Origin of the sequence: Leifsonia sp. NPDC058194, assembly GCF_042883605.1 — a bacterium.
Lineage (GTDB): Bacteria > Actinomycetota > Actinomycetes > Actinomycetales > Microbacteriaceae > Leifsonia.
In genome coordinates, this window is record NZ_JBHVVL010000002.1 from 1,020,603 (window position 1) to 1,037,295 (window position 16,693).

19 protein-coding genes are annotated in these 16,693 nt (G+C 71.0%); 5 read left to right on the forward strand and 14 right to left on the reverse strand.

Going from position 1 to position 16,693, the window contains the following annotated elements:
* Window positions 1–22: 22 nt before the first annotated feature.
* The 12 genes from recA to dapA all read right to left on the reverse strand — a co-directional run bounded on the left by recA (window position 23) and on the right by dapA (window position 12,364).
* The gene (recA, locus tag ACFVU2_RS11680) at window positions 23–1,102 is read right to left on the reverse strand and encodes a recombinase RecA (RefSeq protein WP_387874155.1); all 1,080 of its coding nucleotides are present in this window, start codon (window positions 1,100–1,102) and stop codon (window positions 23–25) included.
* Between the two features lie 170 nt (window positions 1,103–1,272).
* On the reverse strand, window positions 1,273–1,497 hold the full coding sequence (locus ACFVU2_RS11685) for a DUF3046 domain-containing protein (protein WP_387874156.1): 225 nt from the start codon (window positions 1,495–1,497) through the stop codon (window positions 1,273–1,275).
* 80 nt (window positions 1,498–1,577) lie between these two features.
* On the reverse strand, window positions 1,578–1,889 hold the full coding sequence (locus ACFVU2_RS11690; protein ID WP_387874158.1) for a helix-turn-helix domain-containing protein: 312 nt from the start codon (window positions 1,887–1,889) through the stop codon (window positions 1,578–1,580).
* Between the two features lie 168 nt (window positions 1,890–2,057).
* Complete coding sequence (locus ACFVU2_RS11695; RefSeq protein ID WP_387874161.1) at window positions 2,058–2,549, reverse strand: CinA family protein; 492 nt, start codon at window positions 2,547–2,549, stop codon at window positions 2,058–2,060.
* On the reverse strand, window positions 2,536–3,150 hold the full coding sequence (pgsA, locus tag ACFVU2_RS11700; protein WP_387874164.1) for a CDP-diacylglycerol--glycerol-3-phosphate 3-phosphatidyltransferase: 615 nt from the start codon (window positions 3,148–3,150) through the stop codon (window positions 2,536–2,538). Before pgsA ends, ACFVU2_RS11695 begins: the two co-directional genes overlap by 14 nt.
* A gap of 9 nt (window positions 3,151–3,159) precedes the next feature.
* The gene (locus ACFVU2_RS11705; RefSeq protein WP_387874166.1) at window positions 3,160–5,982 is read right to left on the reverse strand and encodes a DNA translocase FtsK 4TM domain-containing protein; all 2,823 of its coding nucleotides are present in this window, start codon (window positions 5,980–5,982) and stop codon (window positions 3,160–3,162) included.
* Window positions 5,983–6,051: 69 nt separating this feature from the next.
* Entirely contained in the window at window positions 6,052–6,543 is a 492-nt protein-coding gene (locus tag ACFVU2_RS11710; RefSeq protein ID WP_387874169.1) for a GNAT family N-acetyltransferase, read from the reverse strand.
* A 61-nt stretch (window positions 6,544–6,604) separates the two neighbouring features.
* Window positions 6,605–7,816, reverse strand: coding sequence for an ABC transporter permease (locus tag ACFVU2_RS11715; protein ID WP_387874172.1), 1,212 nt, complete (start codon window positions 7,814–7,816; stop codon window positions 6,605–6,607).
* Window positions 7,813–8,508, reverse strand: coding sequence for an ABC transporter ATP-binding protein (locus ACFVU2_RS11720; RefSeq protein ID WP_387874173.1), 696 nt, complete (start codon window positions 8,506–8,508; stop codon window positions 7,813–7,815). Before ACFVU2_RS11720 ends, ACFVU2_RS11715 begins: the two co-directional genes overlap by 4 nt.
* Window positions 8,505–9,527 (reverse strand): hypothetical protein, encoded by a 1,023-nt coding sequence (locus ACFVU2_RS11725; protein ID WP_387874175.1) that lies wholly within the window; start codon window positions 9,525–9,527, stop codon window positions 8,505–8,507. The genes ACFVU2_RS11720 and ACFVU2_RS11725 overlap by 4 nt, the downstream gene beginning before the upstream one ends.
* Before the next feature lie 112 nt (window positions 9,528–9,639).
* Window positions 9,640–11,316 (reverse strand): ribonuclease J, encoded by a 1,677-nt coding sequence (locus ACFVU2_RS11730; protein ID WP_387874178.1) that lies wholly within the window; start codon window positions 11,314–11,316, stop codon window positions 9,640–9,642.
* A 70-nt stretch (window positions 11,317–11,386) separates the two neighbouring features.
* Complete coding sequence (dapA, locus tag ACFVU2_RS11735; protein WP_387874181.1) at window positions 11,387–12,364, reverse strand: 4-hydroxy-tetrahydrodipicolinate synthase; 978 nt, start codon at window positions 12,362–12,364, stop codon at window positions 11,387–11,389.
* Window positions 12,365–12,472: 108 nt separating this feature from the next.
* Here dapA and ACFVU2_RS11740 point away from each other — a divergent pair, with 108 nt between their 5' ends.
* The 4 genes from ACFVU2_RS11740 (at window position 12,473) to ACFVU2_RS11755 (ending at window position 14,812) form a co-directional block, all read left to right on the forward strand.
* On the forward strand, window positions 12,473–12,913 hold the full coding sequence (locus ACFVU2_RS11740) for a TlpA family protein disulfide reductase (protein WP_387874182.1): 441 nt from the start codon (window positions 12,473–12,475) through the stop codon (window positions 12,911–12,913).
* Window positions 12,900–13,385, forward strand: a complete 486-nt coding sequence (locus ACFVU2_RS11745; RefSeq protein ID WP_387874184.1) for a DUF4395 domain-containing protein — start codon at window positions 12,900–12,902, stop codon at window positions 13,383–13,385. Before ACFVU2_RS11740 ends, ACFVU2_RS11745 begins: the two co-directional genes overlap by 14 nt.
* A 101-nt stretch (window positions 13,386–13,486) precedes the next feature.
* Window positions 13,487–13,912: an OsmC family peroxiredoxin gene (locus tag ACFVU2_RS11750; protein WP_387874185.1), complete on the forward strand. Its 426-nt coding sequence runs from the start codon at window positions 13,487–13,489 to the stop codon at window positions 13,910–13,912.
* 3 nt (window positions 13,913–13,915) lie between these two features.
* Window positions 13,916–14,812, forward strand: coding sequence for a TIGR01777 family oxidoreductase (locus ACFVU2_RS11755; protein ID WP_387874187.1), 897 nt, complete (start codon window positions 13,916–13,918; stop codon window positions 14,810–14,812).
* A gap of 27 nt (window positions 14,813–14,839) precedes the next feature.
* Here the strand turns inward: ACFVU2_RS11755 and ACFVU2_RS11760 are convergent, their stop codons facing one another.
* Both ACFVU2_RS11760 and dapB read right to left on the reverse strand, forming a co-directional pair.
* A complete protein-coding gene (locus ACFVU2_RS11760; RefSeq protein WP_387874189.1) occupies window positions 14,840–15,298 on the reverse strand; it encodes a tetratricopeptide repeat protein in 459 nt (152 codons plus the stop codon).
* Between the two features lie 7 nt (window positions 15,299–15,305).
* Window positions 15,306–16,085 (reverse strand): 4-hydroxy-tetrahydrodipicolinate reductase, encoded by a 780-nt coding sequence (dapB, locus tag ACFVU2_RS11765; protein ID WP_387874192.1) that lies wholly within the window; start codon window positions 16,083–16,085, stop codon window positions 15,306–15,308.
* 86 nt (window positions 16,086–16,171) lie between these two features.
* Between dapB and ACFVU2_RS11770 the strand changes: the two genes are divergently transcribed.
* The gene (locus ACFVU2_RS11770) at window positions 16,172–16,666 is read left to right on the forward strand and encodes a GNAT family N-acetyltransferase (protein ID WP_387874194.1); all 495 of its coding nucleotides are present in this window, start codon (window positions 16,172–16,174) and stop codon (window positions 16,664–16,666) included.
* Window positions 16,667–16,693: the final 27 nt, after the last annotated feature.

Here is a 16,693-nt window from a genome sequence, read left to right on the forward strand (position 1 = left end):
GGCGGACCGCCCGCCGCCCGTGTCACGCGCCCTTGCGAGCGCGCAGCTTCTCCTCGATGGAGTCGACCTCGGCCTCGGCCACGGGAGCCGCGGCCGGGTTCGGGTCGGGGATGATGCCGAGCTTGATCTTGATCTTCGTCTCGATCTCCGCCGCGATGTCGGGGTTGGCGATGAGGAAGTTGCGCGAGTTCTCCTTGCCCTGACCGAGCTGGTCACCCTCGTACGTGTACCAGGCACCGGACTTCTTGACGATGGCGTGCTCCACGCCGAAGTCGATCAGGCTGCCCTCGCGCGAGATGCCGACGCCGTAGAGGATGTCGAACTCGGCCTGCTTGAACGGCGGTGCCATCTTGTTCTTCACGACCTTGACGCGGGTACGGTTGCCGACCGCGTCGGTGCCGTCCTTCAGGGTCTCGATGCGGCGGATGTCGAGTCGCACCGACGCGTAGAACTTGAGCGCCTTACCACCGGCGGTGGTCTCGGGGCTTCCGAAGAAGACGCCGATCTTCTCGCGCAGCTGGTTGATGAAGATCATCGTGGTGTTCGTCTGGTTGAGCCCACCGGTGAGCTTGCGGAGCGCCTGGGACATGAGGCGCGCCTGGAGACCGACATGGGAGTCACCCATCTCGCCCTCGATCTCGGCGCGGGGCACGAGCGCGGCGACGGAGTCGATGACGATGAGGTCGATGGACCCCGAGCGCACCAGCATGTCGGCGATCTCGAGCGCCTGCTCACCCGTGTCGGGCTGGGAGACGAGCAGGGCGTCGATGTCGACGCCGAGCTTGCGGGCGTACTCCGGGTCGAGCGCGTGCTCGGCGTCGATGAAGGCCGCGATGCCGCCGGCCCGCTGTGCGTTGGCGATGGCGTGGAGGGTCAGGGTCGTCTTACCCGACGACTCCGGACCGTAGATCTCGACGATGCGGCCGCGCGGCAGTCCGCCGATGCCGAGCGCGACGTCGAGGGCGATCGAGCCCGTCGGGACGACCTCCACCGGGGCGCGATCGTCGCTGCCCAGTCGCATGACCGAGCCTTTTCCGAACTGACGGTCGATCTGCGCGAGTGCGGTCTCGAGCGCCTTCTCGCGGTCTGCGGGTGATGGCATGTGCGGTTCTCCTTCTTACGCTTCGCTGACGAGTTCGACTGTACGAGGAACGTCCGACACGGGGCCGTCGTCCGGGAGATCTGTGGGCAACTCGTTTTCGATTGCGGTTGTGAAGCGAGTCTAACCACTTCCGAACATATCTTCGAGTCGTTCGAATCGGCGTGTCGGAGTCAGGGCTTCGGCGCCGGGCGCCCGGCGCCGTACCAGTGCGACGCGGGCACACCGGCTTCGCGGCAGAGCGCGAGCCAGACCTCCCGCGCCGGCACGCCCGCGTCGAGCGCCTGCTGGGCGGTGCGGCCGCCGACCTCGCCGAGCACGAGGTCGGTCAGCACCGCCTGGCCGTAGCTGCTGCCGAACTCGTCGACGACGGCGCGCTGGAATTCGCTGAGCTTCATGGGTCCATTCTCACGGGTGGGGCATGACGAAAGGCGCCCCGCTCACGCGGGGCGCCTTCGAGTCTGGATGGGATGTGGGGTCAGCGAGAGACCAGCGGCGACTCCATCGCCGTGACGAACTCGTCCGGGACCGTGTCGGGGATGACCGGCTCGAGGCCTTCGAGGACGGCGATGCGGTCTCCGACCTCACGCATGATGACCGAGACCGGGGTGTCCAGAGCATCGGCGACCGACGCGAGGATCTCGCTCGACGCCTCCTTCTGACCGCGCTCGACCTCGCTCAGATAGCCGAGGGCTACGCTCGCCTTGCTGGCGACCTGCCGCAACGTGCGGCCCTTCTGCAGGCGGAAGTCCCTGAGCACGTCGCCGATTTCCTGACGTACAAGAATCATTCGGAGCCTCCTTTTCTACCCTGCCGACGAATCGATGGGATGCAACTGTACCGCATCCCTGATGTTCACGATATCGGCGACGACTGGGCTTTTCTTGTGAATGCAGCAGATGTAACGAGACGGAAACAGTGGCTATTCCCGCGGCTTTCCGGGGCGTCCGCAGGCACGTCAGGCGCCTGTCTCGGCGATGAGCTCCGCGACGGCGCGCTCGACCGTCGCACGCCGGATCGCGTCGCGGTCCCCGGACAGGGCGAGCTCGACGACGCGGGTGCCCGACGCCGACGCGATGCCGACGAAGACCGTGCCGACCTCCCGGCCGCCCTGCGGGTCCGGTCCGGCGACGCCGGTCGTCGCCACACCGATGTCGGCCGGGCGGCCGCCGACCGCGAGCCGGCGCCGCACCCCCTCGGCGAGCTGGGCTGCGACCCGCGGGTGCACCGGCCCCTCGGCCGCGAGCAGGTCCGCATCCACCCCGAGGAGCGCGTGCTTCAACTCCGTCGCGTAGACCACCGCTCCCCCGAGCACCACGGCGGACGCACCCGGGATGCGGGTGAGCTCGGCCGTCAGCCCCCCGCCGGTGAGCGACTCGGCCGCGGCGATGGTCCGGCCCGTCGCGCGGAGGCGGGCGATCAGCCGGGCGGTCGGATCAGACAGCGGCACGCTTGGCCCGGTGGCCCTTCCAGGCCTGCCAGAGATAGTCGAGACCGGTGACGACCGTGAGGATGACGGCGAGCGTCATGAAGACGCCGTTGACCCAGAAGACCCAGTCGCCGAGCACCGTCCAGAACGGGAAGAGGGCGAGCGAGATCGCGATGGACTGCACGATCGTCTTGATCTTGCCGCCGCGCGATGCGGCGATGACGCCCTGCCTGATCACGACGAAGCGGTAGAGGGTGATGCCGATCTCGCGCACCAGGATGACGATGGTGACCCACCACGGCAGCTCGCCGAGGATCGAGAGCGAGATGAGCGCGCCGCCCGTCAGCACCTTGTCCGCGATCGGGTCCAGCAGCTTGCCGAGGTCGGTGACGAGGTTGTTGCGGCGCGCGATGGCGCCGTCGACCCCGTCGGTCGCGATCGCGAGGACGAACAGCACGGCCGCCGCCCAGCGCAGCCACCCGTCGGCGCCGGCGTCGGCCAGCAGCATCCACACGAACAGCGGGGCGAGCAGGATGCGCACCACCGTGATCACGTTGGGCACGTTCCAGTTGCTCGGCCGCGGAACCGGGGCTCCCGCCAGCGGGGGTGTCTCGGACGCCATCGCGCTCATCTACTCCCTGCCGGTCAGCTGCCAGGCGTCCTCACCCGAGTCGCCGTCCACCTCAGGATAGCCCTCGGTCATCGCCGCGACCGGGTCGGATCCGTACCGGTCGTCGTCCGCGGGGTGAGCCGGCGGAGCCGCTGGGGCAGCCGCGGCCGGACCGGCGGCGGGAGCGGCAGCGGGAGCAGCGGGGCGTGCGGCCGGCTCCTCGCCGCGCAGGCGCCCGAGCACGTCGGCCAGCTGCTCGACGGTGACGAGCACGTCACGCGCCTTCGACCCCTCCGAGGGGCCGACGATCTCGCGCGACTCGAGCAGGTCCATCAGGCGGCCCGCCTTCGCGAATCCGACGCGCAGCTTGCGCTGCAGCATGGAGGTCGAGCCGAACTGCGACGAGACGACGAGCTCGGCGGCGGCGAGCAGCAGCTCCAGGTCGTCGCCGATGTCCGAGTCGATCTGCTTCTTCTCCGCGGCCTCGGTGACGTCCTGCCGGTACTCGGGACGCGCCTGCCGGGTGACGTGCTCGACGACCTTCTGGATCTCGTCCTCGTTGACCCACGCCCCCTGCACCCGGACGGCCTTGGAGGCGCCCATCGGCAGGAAGAGCCCGTCGCCCTGGCCGATGAGCTTGTCGGCGCCGGGCTGGTCGAGGATGACCCGCGAGTCGGTGACGCTGGTGACCGCGAAGGCGAGTCGCGACGGCACGTTGGCCTTGATCAGTCCCGTCACGACGTCGACCGACGGCCGCTGCGTCGCGAGCACCAGGTGGATGCCGGAGGCACGGGCGAGCTGCGTGATGCGCACGATCGAGTCCTCGACGTCGCGCGGGGCGACCATCATCAGGTCGGCGAGCTCGTCGACCACCACCAGGAGGTACGGGTACGGCTTGAGCGTGCGCTCGCTTCCGGCCGGCAGCACGATCTCGTCGTTGATCACGGCCTTGTTGAAGTCGTCGATGTGACGGAAGCCGAAGCTCGCCAGGTCGTCGTAGCGCATGTCCATCTCTTTGACGACCCACTGCAGCGCCTCGGCGGCCTTCTTGGGGTTCGTGATGATGGGCGTGATCAGGTGGGGCACCCCGCCGTAGATGGTCAGCTCGACCCGCTTGGGGTCGATGAGCACCATGCGCACCTCCGAGGGCTGCGCCCGCATCAGGAGGCTGGTGATCATCGAGTTGACGAAGCTCGACTTGCCCGAACCGGTCGAACCGGCCACGAGGAGGTGGGGCATCTTGGCCAGGTTGGCGACGACGTAGCCGCCGCCGACGTCCTTGCCGACGCCGATGGTCATCGGGTGCACGCTCTTGGTGGCGGCCGGGGAGCGCAGCACGTCGCCGAGCGAGACGATCTCGCGGTCCGAGTTCGGGATCTCGACGCCGATCGCGCTCTTGCCGGGGATCGGCGACAGGATGCGCACCTCGTTGCTGGCGACCGCGTACGAGAGGTTCTTGCTCAGCGCGGTGACCCGCTCGACCTTGACGCCCGGCCCCAGCTCGATCTCGTACTGTGTGACCGTCGGGCCGCGCGAGTATCCGGTGACCTTGGCATCCACGCCGAACTGCGTGAGCACCTCGGTGATCGCCGCGACGATCTCCTCGTTGGCGTTCGAGCGCAGCTTCGCGGGGGTTCCCGGCGACAGCATCGACGCCGACGGGAGGTGGTAGGGAGCGGCTGGACCGCCGTCCGAGGGCACGCTCGTGGACGCGTCGAAGTCCGGTGCCCCCGCCTGGAAGCCGGGGAGCACGGCAGGCGCGGTCGGGACCGCGGCCGCGGCGACGGCCGTGGCGGGGACCTCGCCGGTGAACCGTTTGAGGGCGTCCTCCGCCAGGGCGAGCTCACCGAGCACCTCGGTGTTGTAGTGGTCGCTCGACGGGTCGGGCTCGAGCGGGGTCGCGAACTCGCCCTTGCCGCGCGTCGGCTCGCCGAAGACCTCCGTGAGGCTGTCGCGACCGGAGCCGTCGTACTCCGGGTCCTCCTCGCGCTGCGATTTGTTGCGCCGCCACCAGGGCAGGTTGCCCTCGGGCTCCGGCTCGTCGTCGTCGACGCCGTCGAGCGGGACCTGTTTGGTCTTCGCCTCCTTGGCGGCCTCGCGCGCCTCCTGGCGCTCCTCGTCCGTCGCCAGCTGGGCGCCGAAGAGGTAGGAGTACAGCTCGCGGATGCGGGCCGGGAGCTTGTTCGGCGGCGTCTTGGTGATGATGAACAGGCTGAGCAGGAGCAGGACGATGATCACCGCGCCTGCGCCGTAGGGCGTGATCAGGAGCGACAGCGGCGCCGCGATCAGCCAGCCGAGCACGCCCCCCGCCTGGGCGAGCGCCATCATCCCGTCGCTGGGCGTCGGATGGTGGCTGAACAGGTGGCACAGGCCGGAGACCATGAGCAGCAGGATGCTCAGGCCGATCCCGATCCGCGTGTTGTCGTGCACGGAGCTCGGGTGCCGGAAGAGCCAGGCGGCGAACAGCACCATAATCACGGGCAGCGCGAACGCGACGCGGCCGAACAGGCCGCCGAAGGTCCAGGCGTCGAGCGTGCGCGCGACCTGGTCGTTGATCAGGAACCACTCCACGACCGCACCGGCGACGGCGAGGAGGACGAGGAAGAACGGGAAGCCGTCGCGGCGCTCCTCTTTGCTCAGCTTCTCGGGGCCGAGTGCGCGGAAGGCGCCGCCGGTCAGGTGGGCCAGGCCCATCCAGGCGCGCACGAGAGGGCTCGGTGCGGCGTCGGCGGCCGGGTAGGCCACCGTCTTCTGTGCGGCGGTCTTCGACGCCGGCTTGCGCGCGCTCGAGCTGCCGCGGCCGGAACCGCCGGAGCGCGCGTTCGACTTGGTGCTCGTAGCCATGGGGTCAACGGTACTTCGCACCCGCGACAGCTCGCGGATCCCGCGCCTGGAAACGCGAGAATCGGCCGTTCAGCGCAGAGCGCGCACCATCACATCCGCCCGGTCGTCGGACGCCACCGTGACGTAGCCTTCGCTCACATAGAGACGCTGGGCGAAATTGGCCCGGTCGACGCTGAGGCTGAGGCGCGCGACCCCGGTCGCCGCCCCGCGCCGGGCGATCTCCTTCAAGAGGGCCCGGCCCACCCCGTGCGCGCGCCACTGCGGGTTCACCCCGAGCGTGAGCTCGGGGACGCCGACCGCCACGAATCCGGAGCCCGGCGCGTTGGCCGGGAACAGCCGCGCCCAGCAGGCGCCGACCGGGGTGCCGTTGTGGTCCTCGGCGATGCAGCCGAAGTCGCCCGGACGCATCCAGCCCGCGATGTAGCGCGACACGAACGGGTCCTCGAGCACGGTCACCCGGGGGCGGGCCCGCAGCGCGTTCCAGTTCACGGCCTCGACGAGCATGTCCGCGATGGCCCGCGCATCGTCGCCCGCGGCCGGGCGGATCCGGTATCCGCTCATGGGGGAACGCTACTCGTCTCCGTGTTTCGCGGAGGTTACGGTTGCTCCGGCGACACGTGCCTCAGTACCGGATCGCGTCGATGACCTTCACCCGTACGGCGACCAGCGCCGGGAGCAGACCCGCGATCGCGCCGACGGCCGTCGCGGCGACCAGTCCGAGGATCGCGGCCTCGGCCGGGAAGGGAGGCGGGTCGGCCACCATCCCCCGCCCCACGAGCTCCTCGACCCAGGGGCTCTTGACGATCAGGATCGCCAGCGCGACACCCGCGGCGCCCGCGACGCTCGTGGCGACGACGCTCTCCATCATCACGGCGAAGAAGACCCGGGCGGCGGTCGCGCCGACGCTGCGGCGGATCCCGATCTCGCGGATGCGCCCGCGCACGGTCACCATGGCGATGTTGATCAGGCCGAGCGCACCGAGCAGGAGGATCAGACCGGCGATCCCTCCGACCAGCAGCTTGAGGAAGAGCAGCGGATCCTCCGACTGGTACGCCTGGTAGTCGGAGCGGTTCACGCTGACCGCGCCGACGCCCAGCGAGCGCTCGAACTCGGCGGTGATGGCCCTCGTCATCTCGGCGCCGACCTCGGGCGGCACCCAGGCCTCCTGCGTCGGCGAACCGTACATCTCGGGGTCGGACGAGACGAGCGCGGGCGCTCCCGCGCCGAGGACGAGCGCACTCGGCTGATCCGGCTGGTCGGGGGTGCGGACGACCCCGACGACGACCGCCGTCACCTTCTGCTCGCCGCGGAGGACGGTGGCGGTGGGATGCGCGTCGAGCGACGGGCTGCCCAGCCGGTTCCAGAAGTCCTCGTTCACGACGAGCGACGGAGCCAGGTTCGCGGCATCGGCGTCCGTGAACCAGCGTCCCTGCTTGACGATCGTGCGATGCATGGCGGCGTACGGCTGGTCCACCGTCTGCGTCTGGACCTCCATCGCCCCGGTGCGGAACTGGACCCGGACGCTCCCGCCCTGCACCTGGGAGGTGTACGTGATGCCGTGTCGCTCGACGATCTGCGCCCAGACGGCCTGACTGCGCTCGGCGCTGACGGTTCCGTCACCGGGGTAGACCGAGATCAGTGCCGGGCGGCCGCCGTAGCGTTCGTTGTTCTCGCGCAGCGACTGCTCGGCGATGTTCGCGAGTCCCACGACGGAGCTGAGCGCGCAGACCGCGACGCCGACGCCGATGAGCGACAGCAGCACGCGGGTGCGGTGGATGCGCAGCTCCTGCCACGCCTCGAGAATCGCGCCCCACAGGGACTCGACGGCCCTCATGCGACGACCTCGCTCGCCGCGTGCAGCCGCCCGGCCTCCAGCCGGTAGCGGACGACCGAGCGCGCGGCGACCGCGGGGTCGTGCGTGATGACCACGAGGGCCGCGTCGTTCTCGGCCGCGACCTCCTCGAGGAGGTCGATGACGTCGGCACCGGTCTCGACGTCGAGCGCTCCGGTCGGCTCGTCCGCGAGGATGAGCCGCGGCGTCCTGACGAGGGCGCGGGCGATCGCGACGCGCTGCTGCTCGCCGCCCGACAGGACCTCGGGACGGGCGTCGAGACGATGGCCGAGACCGACGCGGTCGAGCATCGCCGCCGCGATCTCCCGACGGCGCCAGAACTGCCGGCCCCGCGCGTACAGCAGCGGGGTGACGACGTTCTCCAGGGCGGTCCGGCCGGAGAGCAGGTTGAACTGCTGGAAGACGAAGCCGACCGCGTCTCCGCGGAGCCGGTCGCGTGCCCCGCCGCCGAGCCGGTGGACGGGCGCACCGTCGAACGCGAACTCCCCGCCGCTCGGGGCGTCGAGGAGCCCGAGGATGTTGAGCAGCGTCGACTTGCCCGAACCGGACCGGCCGACGACCGAGACGCGCTCGCCTGCGCCGACCTCGAGGTCGATCCCGTGCAGGATGGTCAGCGGCTCGGCATCCGGGATGCGGACGGTCTTGGTGACGCCGTCGAGTCGCAGCAGGCTCACGGCGCCGCGGTCCCCGAGCAGACCGTCCCGTTGCCGACCTGCACGCAGCCGTCCGCACCCGTCGCGGGTGCTCCCGGCACGAATTCCAGGATGGTGTCGCCCTCGGCGAGCCCGCCGGTGATCTGGACGGAGGTTCCGTCAGTGAGGCCGAGCGTGACCGCGACCTCCTTCGGGTCTCCGCCGGCCTCGTCGGGGACGTAGACGATCCCCTTCTCGGCCGAGCCCTTCACGGCCGTGGTCGGGACGGTGAGCACGCCCTCCGCCGTGCCGGCCGAGATGGTGATGTCGGCGGAGAGCCCCGCGAAGACGGTGACGTCGCCGGGGACGGCGCAGCGCACGGTGGTCGTCGAGCCCGACCCCGAACCTCCCGCACCCGACGACGTCCCGGCGCCCGGAGCTGCGCCCGAGGGCGCCTCCGAGGCCGTCGCCGGCGGGGTCGTGATCGACAGCGCCGTGCAGGTGAACGGAGCAGGTCCGCCCTTGACGGTGACCGAGGCGGAGTCCGGGCGCTCGACGAGCCGGTACTGCTGCTCGGGCGGGAGGGAGGCGGTGGCCGAGAACGTCGGCGGCGCGACCGCGCCCGCCTTGTCGCCGATCGCGACGGTCTGACCGCTCAGGACGGGCAGCTCGCTCACGGTGCCTGCGATCGGCGCCGTGACGGCCGAGTAGGTCACCAGCGGCTTGCGCTCGGTGACGGTCTGCGAGCCGTCGGGCGCGGTGGCGACCACCGGGTCGCGGGGCGTCTCGATCTTCACGTCGAAGAGCACGTCGCCGGCCTCCACGTGCTTCCCGACGGCCGTCTGCACCTCGTTGACCGTGCCGGCCGCGGTCACCCGCGCGGGCACGGCGTCGTCGGCGACGATCGACCCCGTCACCCGCACGTCGTTCACGATCGTGCCCGTCGCGACCGCGGTGACGGGATCGCTCAGCTCCCCCGTCGGCACGGCCGGATCGGCCGCCGTCGCCTCGCCGCTCGGGAAGAACGCGAGTTTGACGAGTGCGACGGCGATCGCCGCCATCACGACGATTCTGAGGACCGGGAACACCCAGCGCCGCATAACCCCCATCTGCTGCTGCCTTTCGTCTGCCGGGCCCCTCGCCCGGTACCTCAGTGAATGAGTCGGTCCGCGATCACGCTTCGATGACGAGCGGGACGATCATCGGCCGGCGGCGGTAGCTGGTGTTCACCCAGCGCCCGACCGTGCGGCGCACGACCTGCGAGAGGGCGTGCGAGTCGCGCACGCCGTTCTGCGCGGCCTCGGAGAGCGCCGCGGCGATCTTCGGCTTGACCGCGTCGAAGACCGCGTCGTCCTCCGCGAATCCACGGGCGTGGATCTCGGGCCCGGTGACGATGCGGCCGGTCGCCGCCTCGACCACGACGATGATGGAGATGAAGCCCTCCTCGCCGAGGATGCGCCGGTCCTTGAGGTCGGCGTCCGTGATCTCGCCCACGCTGGAACCGTCGACGTAGACGAACCCGAGGTCGAGCTGTCCGACGACGCGCGCGACGCCGTCGCGGAGATCCACCACGGTGCCGTCCTCCGCGAGGATCGTGTTCTTCTCCGGAACGCCGGTGTCCATCGCCAGCTTCGCGTTCGCCACCAGGTGCCGGTACTCGCCGTGCACCGGCATGACGTTGCGCGGCTTCAGGATGTTGTAGCAGTAGAGCAGCTCGCCGGCGGCCGCGTGGCCCGACACGTGCACCTTCGCGTTGCCCTTGTGCACGACGTTGGCGCCGAGCTTGGTGAGGCCGTCGATGACGCGGTAGACCGCGTTCTCGTTGCCCGGGATGAGGCTGGAGGCGAGGATGACGGTGTCGCCGGGCCCGACCTCGATCTGGTGGTCGAGGTTGGCCATCCGGGCGAGGACAGCCATCGGCTCGCCCTGGGAGCCCGTGGACATGTAGACGATCTTGTCGTCGGGGAGGTCCGACGCCTTCTTGTAGTCGATCAGCACGCCCTCCGGCACCTTCAGGTACCCGAGCTCGGCCGCGATGGTCATGTTGCGCACCATCGAGCGGCCGAGGAGCGCGACGCGTCGGCCGTTCGCGTGGGCGGCGTCGAGCACCTGCTGCACGCGGTGCACGTGGCTGGAGAAGCTCGCGACGATGACCCGGCGCGGCGCGCGGGCGATCACGTTGTCGAGCACCGGGCCGATCGAGCGCTCGAGCGGGGTGAAGCCGGGGACGTCCGCATTGGTGGAGTCGGCCATGAAGAGGTCGACGCCCGCCTCGCCGAGGCGGGCGAAGGCGCGCAGGTCGGTGATGCGGTCGTCGAGCGGCAGCTGGTCCATCTTGAAGTCGCCGGTGTGCAGCACGACGCCGGCCGGGGTCTTGATGGCGACGGCGAGCGCATCCGGGATGGAGTGGTTCACGGCGACGAACTCCAGGTCGAACGGCCCGAGCTGCTCGTGCTGTCCCTCCTTGACCGACAGCGTGTACGGCTGGATGCGGTGCTCCTTGAGCTTCGCCTCCACCAGGGCCAGGGTGAGCCCCGAGCCGATCAGGGGGATGTCCGCGCGCAGCTTCAGCAGGTACGGGACGGCGCCGATGTGGTCCTCGTGGCCGTGCGTGAGCACGACGCCGAGCACGTCGTCGAGACGGTCGCGCACCGGCGCGAAGTCCGGGAGGATCAGGTCGACGCCCGGCTGGTTCTCCTCCGGGAAGAGCACGCCGCAGTCGACGATGAGGAGCTTGCCCTCGTACTCGAAGACGGTCATGTTGCGGCCGATCTCGCCGAGACCGCCCGTCGGGATGATGCGGAGCGTTCCGGGTTCGAGAGCGGGCGGATCGGTGACGAGGTTGGGCATATGCCCTCCTAAAGGTGTTTCGAATGAGTCGGGGGCGCGTCGCGCCCGGGCCGTTTGGTGACGGCGGCCCCTACCGCGTGGTCCCGGCGATCTTGGGGAGCGCTCCACCGGCGGCCGCGTTGCGGTCCGGCCGGAAGTTGGAGAAGTCCACACCGGGGATGTCCTTGACCAGATCGAGCTCGTCCTCGATCTGTGCGGCCTCCCACTCCTCCGGGCCGACGAGCGGCAACCGGACGCGGGGGCTGGAGATACGGCCGAGGCCGTGGAGGATGTACTTCGCCGCGACCGTCCCCGGGACGTGCGTCATGACCGCACGCACCAGGGGTTCGAGCTTCTGGTGCGCGGCGGTCGCCGTGGCGAGATCGCCCGCGTTCACGGCGTCCACGATCTGACGGTACGGGGTGGGGGCGATGTTCGCCGTCACCCCGATCAGACCGCTGGCTCCGATCGCGAGGTGCGGGAGCACGTTCGCGTCGTCGCCCGAGAAGTAGAGCAGGTCGGTCTGGTTCAGCACCCGGCTGACCTCGCTGAAGTCGCCCTTCGCGTCCTTGATGGCCAGCACGTTGGGGTGCTTGGCGATGCGCAGGATCGTCTCGTATTTGATCGGCACCCCGGTGCGACCCGGGATGTCGTACAGGATGACCGGCAGATCGGTCGAGTCGGCGATCATCCGGAAATGGGTCAGGATGCCCGCCTGCGTCGGCTTGTTGTAGTACGGGGTGACCACCATGACGCCGTCGGCCCCGGCCTTCTCGCTCTGCTGATAGAGCTGGATGGCGTGCGCCGTCTCGTTCGAGCCGCCGCCGGTGATGATCTTGGCCCGGCCTGCCGAGACGGACTTGCCGACCTCGACGAGCCGGAGCTTCTCGGAGTCGGTGAGGGTGGACGTCTCGCCGGTGGTCCCGGTGACGACGATGCCGTCCGCACCCGCGGTGATGACGTCGTCGATGTGCTTCTCCACGCCGGCCCAGTCGACTTCGCCATCGGCGGTGAACGGGGTGACCAGGGCGACGAGGACCTGGCCGAACGGGTTCGCAGAGGAAGACATGGGTCCAGGTTATCGGGTCGCGCCGGGGCGGCGCCTCCCCGCCGGGCCCGTCATCTTCCGACACAAACCCTGCGCGCGCGACGTGCCCGCGCGTAGGGTCGGCGCACCATGAACGGCATCGCAGCGCTCGGCGTCCTGCTCGCACTGGTGGCCGTCGCCACCGTCGCGGGCCTGCTCTGGCGCGCCACGACCGGGCGCGCCCGCGCGGCACGCCGTTCCCCGGTCGTCCGCGCCGACGAGGTCGGGGCCGCCGCGCTCGGGGAGCGCGCGACCCTCCTCCAGTTCTCGACGGAGTTCTGCGCCCTCTGCCCGGCCACGTCCCGCGTCCTCGACGGAACCGCGAGCGGTCGGCAGGGCGTCGCCCACGTGGAGGTCGACCTCACCACGCGCCCGGACCTCGCGCAGCGCTTCTCGGTGCTGCAGACCCCCACCACCCTCGTGCTCGACGCGACGGGCGCCGTGCGCGCCCGGATCGGCGGCGCCGTCCGTCCCGCCGACGTGCGGGCCACCCTCGACCGCATCCTCGGGAGCGACCATGTCTCAGCCTGACCGCCCTGCCGGCATCGACCCGCGGTCTCCGCGGTTCGGGGCGGGCATCACCGCCGTCCTCCTGCTGGTGGTCGTCTTCCTCGCCCTGATCGGAGCGACGACGGCGGCGGCGCTGCTCCTGCTGGCCATCGCGCTGCTGTTCGCCTGGGGCGCCTTCGCGGGCATCCGGCGGCATCCCTACGGCGTGCTCTACCGGCGGCTGGTCCAGCCGCGCCTGGCCCCGCCCGCCGAGCGCGAGGATCCGGCCCCGCCGACCTTCGCGCAGGGCGTCGGGCTCGTCGTGACGGCGGTCGGCCTGCTGCTGCACGTCGTGGGCGTGCCGTTTGCGCTGCCCGTCGCCGCCGGCCTCGCCTTCGTCGCCGCCTTCCTGAACTCGGTGTTCGGCTACTGCCTGGGCTGCCAGATCTACCTCCTCCTGGTCCGCGCCGGACTGGTCCGTCGACGCCCCGCCGCGAGCGGCCCTGCGGTCTGAGCGGTCAAACCGGGAATCCCCCGGACGCCGCGGGAGCCGCCCCGGGCCGCCAGTAGTCTGGACGAACCCGCCGTCCCGTGGCGGGACGAACAGGAGTACTCATGCCCGTCACCAGCGAATCCACCACCGTCTGGACCGGAGACCTCACGTCCGGTTCCGGGAACGTCACGCTCGATTCGTCGGGCGCCGCGAGCCTTCCCGTGACGTGGAAGGCGCGCTCGCACGGCGGCGGCGACGTGACGACCCCGGAGGAACTGCTGGGTGCGGCCCACGCCTCCTGCTTCTCGATGGCCTTCTCGAACATCCTCGCGGGCTTCGGCTCCACCGCCGAGAGCATCCGGACCACCGCCGCAGTGACGTTCGACCCCGCCGAGGGCATCACCGGAAGCCACCTCACGGTCGAGGCGACCGTGCCCGGCCTGTCCGCCGAGGACTTCCAGCGCCTCGCCGACGAGGCCAAGCGCACCTGCCCCGTCTCGCGTGCGCTGGTCGGCATCCCGATCACCCTCACCGCCAGCCTGGTCTGAACCATGCAGGTGCTCGTCGCCGGGGCCTCCGGCATGATCGGCACCGAGCTCGTCCGCGGGCTCGCCGCAGCGGGGCACGAGGTGCGCCGGCTCGTGCGTCGCCGTCCGCAGTCCGCGGACGAGTTCCACTGGTCGCCCTCCACCCGGATGATCGACGTGAACGTGATGGAGACGGCCGACGCCGTCGTCAACCTCTCGGGCGCGTCGCTCAACCACCTGCCGTGGACGCCGGCGACGAAGCGCCGCATTCTCTCGTCGCGCCTGGAGGCCACCGGCACTCTGACGGACGCGATGCGCCAGGCGTCGAGCCCTCCGCGCGTCTTCCTGAGCGGCTCGGCCGTCGGGTTCTACGGCGACCGGCCGGGTCAGAAGCTGACCGAGGACTCGGCGAAGGGCACGGGATTCCTCTCGGATGTCGTCGAGGCCTGGGAGACCGCGGCGGGGCTCGCCCCGGAGAAGACGCGGGTCGTGCTGCTGCGCACCGGTCTCGTCATCGGACGCGGCGGGGCGATGAAGCCGCTGCTCCCGGTCGCGCGGCTCGGCCTGGCCGGGCCGATCGCCGGCGGCGGGATGCACTGGCCGTGGGTGAGCCTGCACGACGAGGCCGCGGCGATCGTGCACCTGCTCACGTCGACGCTCGAGGGGCCCGTCAACATCGTCGGCCCGACCCCCGCGACGGCGGGCGGAGTGCTGCGCGCCCTCGCGGCGGCCGTGCACCGCCCGTACGGGCTTCCGGTGCCCGAGAAGGCGGTCACCCTCGCCCTGCGCGACGCCGGGCGCGAACTGCTCCTGGCGAGCCAGAAGGTGGTCCCGGCACGGTTGCTGGACGACGGATTCGTCTTCCGCGACACCACGGTCCGCGACGCGATGGAGCACCTGGTCGCGTCGAAGGCCGCCTGACGGGACCGCGCGCCTCGAGGGCCGCGGTCAGGGTCGCGCGGTGCGCGCCTCGGCCCGGTGGAGCCGGATCGACTGGCGCAGCGCCTCGCGCGCCCGGCGCCGGTCGCCCGAGGCGTCGTAGGCCAGCCCCAGACGGAACCAGGCGCGCCAGCTCTCCGGCTCCGCCTCGACCTCTGCCTTGTACACGGGGAACTCGGCGTCGGCCGCGTCGCGCAGCGGACGTCCGCTCGCGCGGTGCGGGAGGTCCTCCACCGGAAGTCCGCCCTCGGCGTCGAGGATGCGCACGAGCTTCTCGGTCTGGGCTCCGAAGAGCAGTTCGCGGCCGATGGCCCACGCGGCGATGATCGGGAGCAGGAGCAGCGCGATGCCCATGGCGACGCCGACCGGTTCGCCGGTGGCGATGAGCATGATCGAGCGCTGGAAGACCAGCACCAGATACACCAGCAGGATGATCGCCATGACGATGGCGGCGATGCGGTTCCTCACGGCGGGCTCAGCCCTCGCGCACGGTGGGCCGCGGCGGCTCGCCGTCCGGTCCGGAGATGCCGAGGTCGACGAGCGCGTCGAGTCCGACGACCACACCGGTCGCGGTCGCGGCCGCCCGCAGCGCGAGGAGGATGCCCGCCTCGTAGGCCTCGGGGCCGACGGTGTCGTGGCGGATCGTGAGGGTCTCCCCCGCTCCGCCGAAGATCACCTGCTGCTCGGCGACGACGCCGCGCATCCGGAGGCTGTGGATGGGGACGCTCGCGACCTGCTGGCCGCGGGCGCGCTGGTCGGTGTGCGGCGCGTCCACCGGGCCGCGGCCGGCCCGGGCCGCGCCGATCAGCTCGGCCGTGCGCACCGCGGTGCCCGACGGCGAGTCGACCTTGGTCGCGCCGTGCGTCTCGACGATCTCGATCGAGTCGAAGAAGCGCGCGGCGACCGTGGCGAAGGCGGTGCCGAGGGCCGAGCCGAGGGAGAAGTTCGGGATGACGACGGCACCGCTGCCCTCGTGGGCGGCCACGCGACGCTCCAGATCGAGGATCCGGTCGGCGGACCAGCCCGACGTGCCGACGAGGACCTTGAGCCCGTTGTCGACGGCGAAGGCCACGATGCCCGGACTCACCTGCGGCAGCGTCATGTCCACGAGCACATCGGCGCCGAACATCTCCTCGAGCGAGGACGCCGAACCGAGGGTCGCGACGAGCTCGAGGTCGTCCGCCTGCTCGATGAGCCGGACAGCCACGCTTCCCAGTTTTCCGCTCGCCCCCGCGACGGCCACGCGAATAGTCACCCGGACAGCCTACCTGCGTACGGAGCCCGCCCGGCGCGGCCCGTCGTGACGACGCCGCGGCCGGGGCGCGGCGCTACTCTGGGGCGATGGTGTCTTTCGCAGATGTCGCCGTCACCGACGCGACCGCCCACCGGATGCTCGCGGACTACTTCGCCGAACGCGCGTCGACGTTCCCGGCGACCCAGGGCGCCTACCGCACGACCTTCCCGGACCCGGGGCAGTTCGTCGCTCCGGCCGGCGTCTTCCTGCTCGCCTACGACGAGGACGGCGAGGCGGGATGCGGCGGGATCCGCGAGCTGACGGTCCCGGTGGCCGAGACGGAGGATGCCGCACCGATCGTCCGGTACGAGATCAAGCATCTGTGGGTGTCGCCGACCCACCGGGGCCGTGGCCTCGGCCGCGCCATCCTGTCGGAGCTGGAGCACCGCGCGCGGGGGTTCGGGGCGACCGAGATCGTGCTCGACACGAACGCCAGCCTAGAGGCCGCGGGCTCCCTCTACCGTTCGCACGGCTACGCGGACATCCAGCCGTACAACGGCAACCCGAACGCGACGGACTGGCTGGGCAAGTCGCTGGACTGAGGTCCACGCCCTGACCGCGCGGCCGAT

Coding starts and splice junctions, on each gene's coding strand:
- recA (WP_387874155.1), bottom strand. CDS start 1,102: ATGCCATCACCCGCAGACCGCGAGAAGGCGCTCGAGACCGCACTCGCG.
- ACFVU2_RS11685 (WP_387874156.1), bottom strand. CDS start 1,497: ATGAAGCTCAGCGAATTCCAGCGCGCCGTCGTCGACGAGTTCGGCAGC.
- ACFVU2_RS11690 (WP_387874158.1), bottom strand. CDS start 1,889: ATGATTCTTGTACGTCAGGAAATCGGCGACGTGCTCAGGGACTTCCGC.
- pgsA (WP_387874164.1), bottom strand. CDS start 3,150: ATGGCGTCCGAGACACCCCCGCTGGCGGGAGCCCCGGTTCCGCGGCCG.
- ACFVU2_RS11705 (WP_387874166.1), bottom strand. CDS start 5,982: ATGGCTACGAGCACCAAGTCGAACGCGCGCTCCGGCGGTTCCGGCCGC.
- ACFVU2_RS11710 (WP_387874169.1), bottom strand. CDS start 6,543: ATGAGCGGATACCGGATCCGCCCGGCCGCGGGCGACGATGCGCGGGCC.
- ACFVU2_RS11715 (WP_387874172.1), bottom strand. CDS start 7,816: ATGAGGGCCGTCGAGTCCCTGTGGGGCGCGATTCTCGAGGCGTGGCAG.
- ACFVU2_RS11725 (WP_387874175.1), bottom strand. CDS start 9,527: ATGGCGGCGATCGCCGTCGCACTCGTCAAACTCGCGTTCTTCCCGAGC.
- ACFVU2_RS11730 (WP_387874178.1), bottom strand. CDS start 11,316: ATGCCCAACCTCGTCACCGATCCGCCCGCTCTCGAACCCGGAACGCTC.
- dapA (WP_387874181.1), bottom strand. CDS start 12,364: ATGTCTTCCTCTGCGAACCCGTTCGGCCAGGTCCTCGTCGCCCTGGTC.
- ACFVU2_RS11740 (WP_387874182.1), top strand. CDS start 12,473: ATGAACGGCATCGCAGCGCTCGGCGTCCTGCTCGCACTGGTGGCCGTC.
- ACFVU2_RS11745 (WP_387874184.1), top strand. CDS start 12,900: ATGTCTCAGCCTGACCGCCCTGCCGGCATCGACCCGCGGTCTCCGCGG.
- ACFVU2_RS11750 (WP_387874185.1), top strand. CDS start 13,487: ATGCCCGTCACCAGCGAATCCACCACCGTCTGGACCGGAGACCTCACG.
- ACFVU2_RS11755 (WP_387874187.1), top strand. CDS start 13,916: ATGCAGGTGCTCGTCGCCGGGGCCTCCGGCATGATCGGCACCGAGCTC.
- ACFVU2_RS11770 (WP_387874194.1), top strand. CDS start 16,172: ATGGTGTCTTTCGCAGATGTCGCCGTCACCGACGCGACCGCCCACCGG.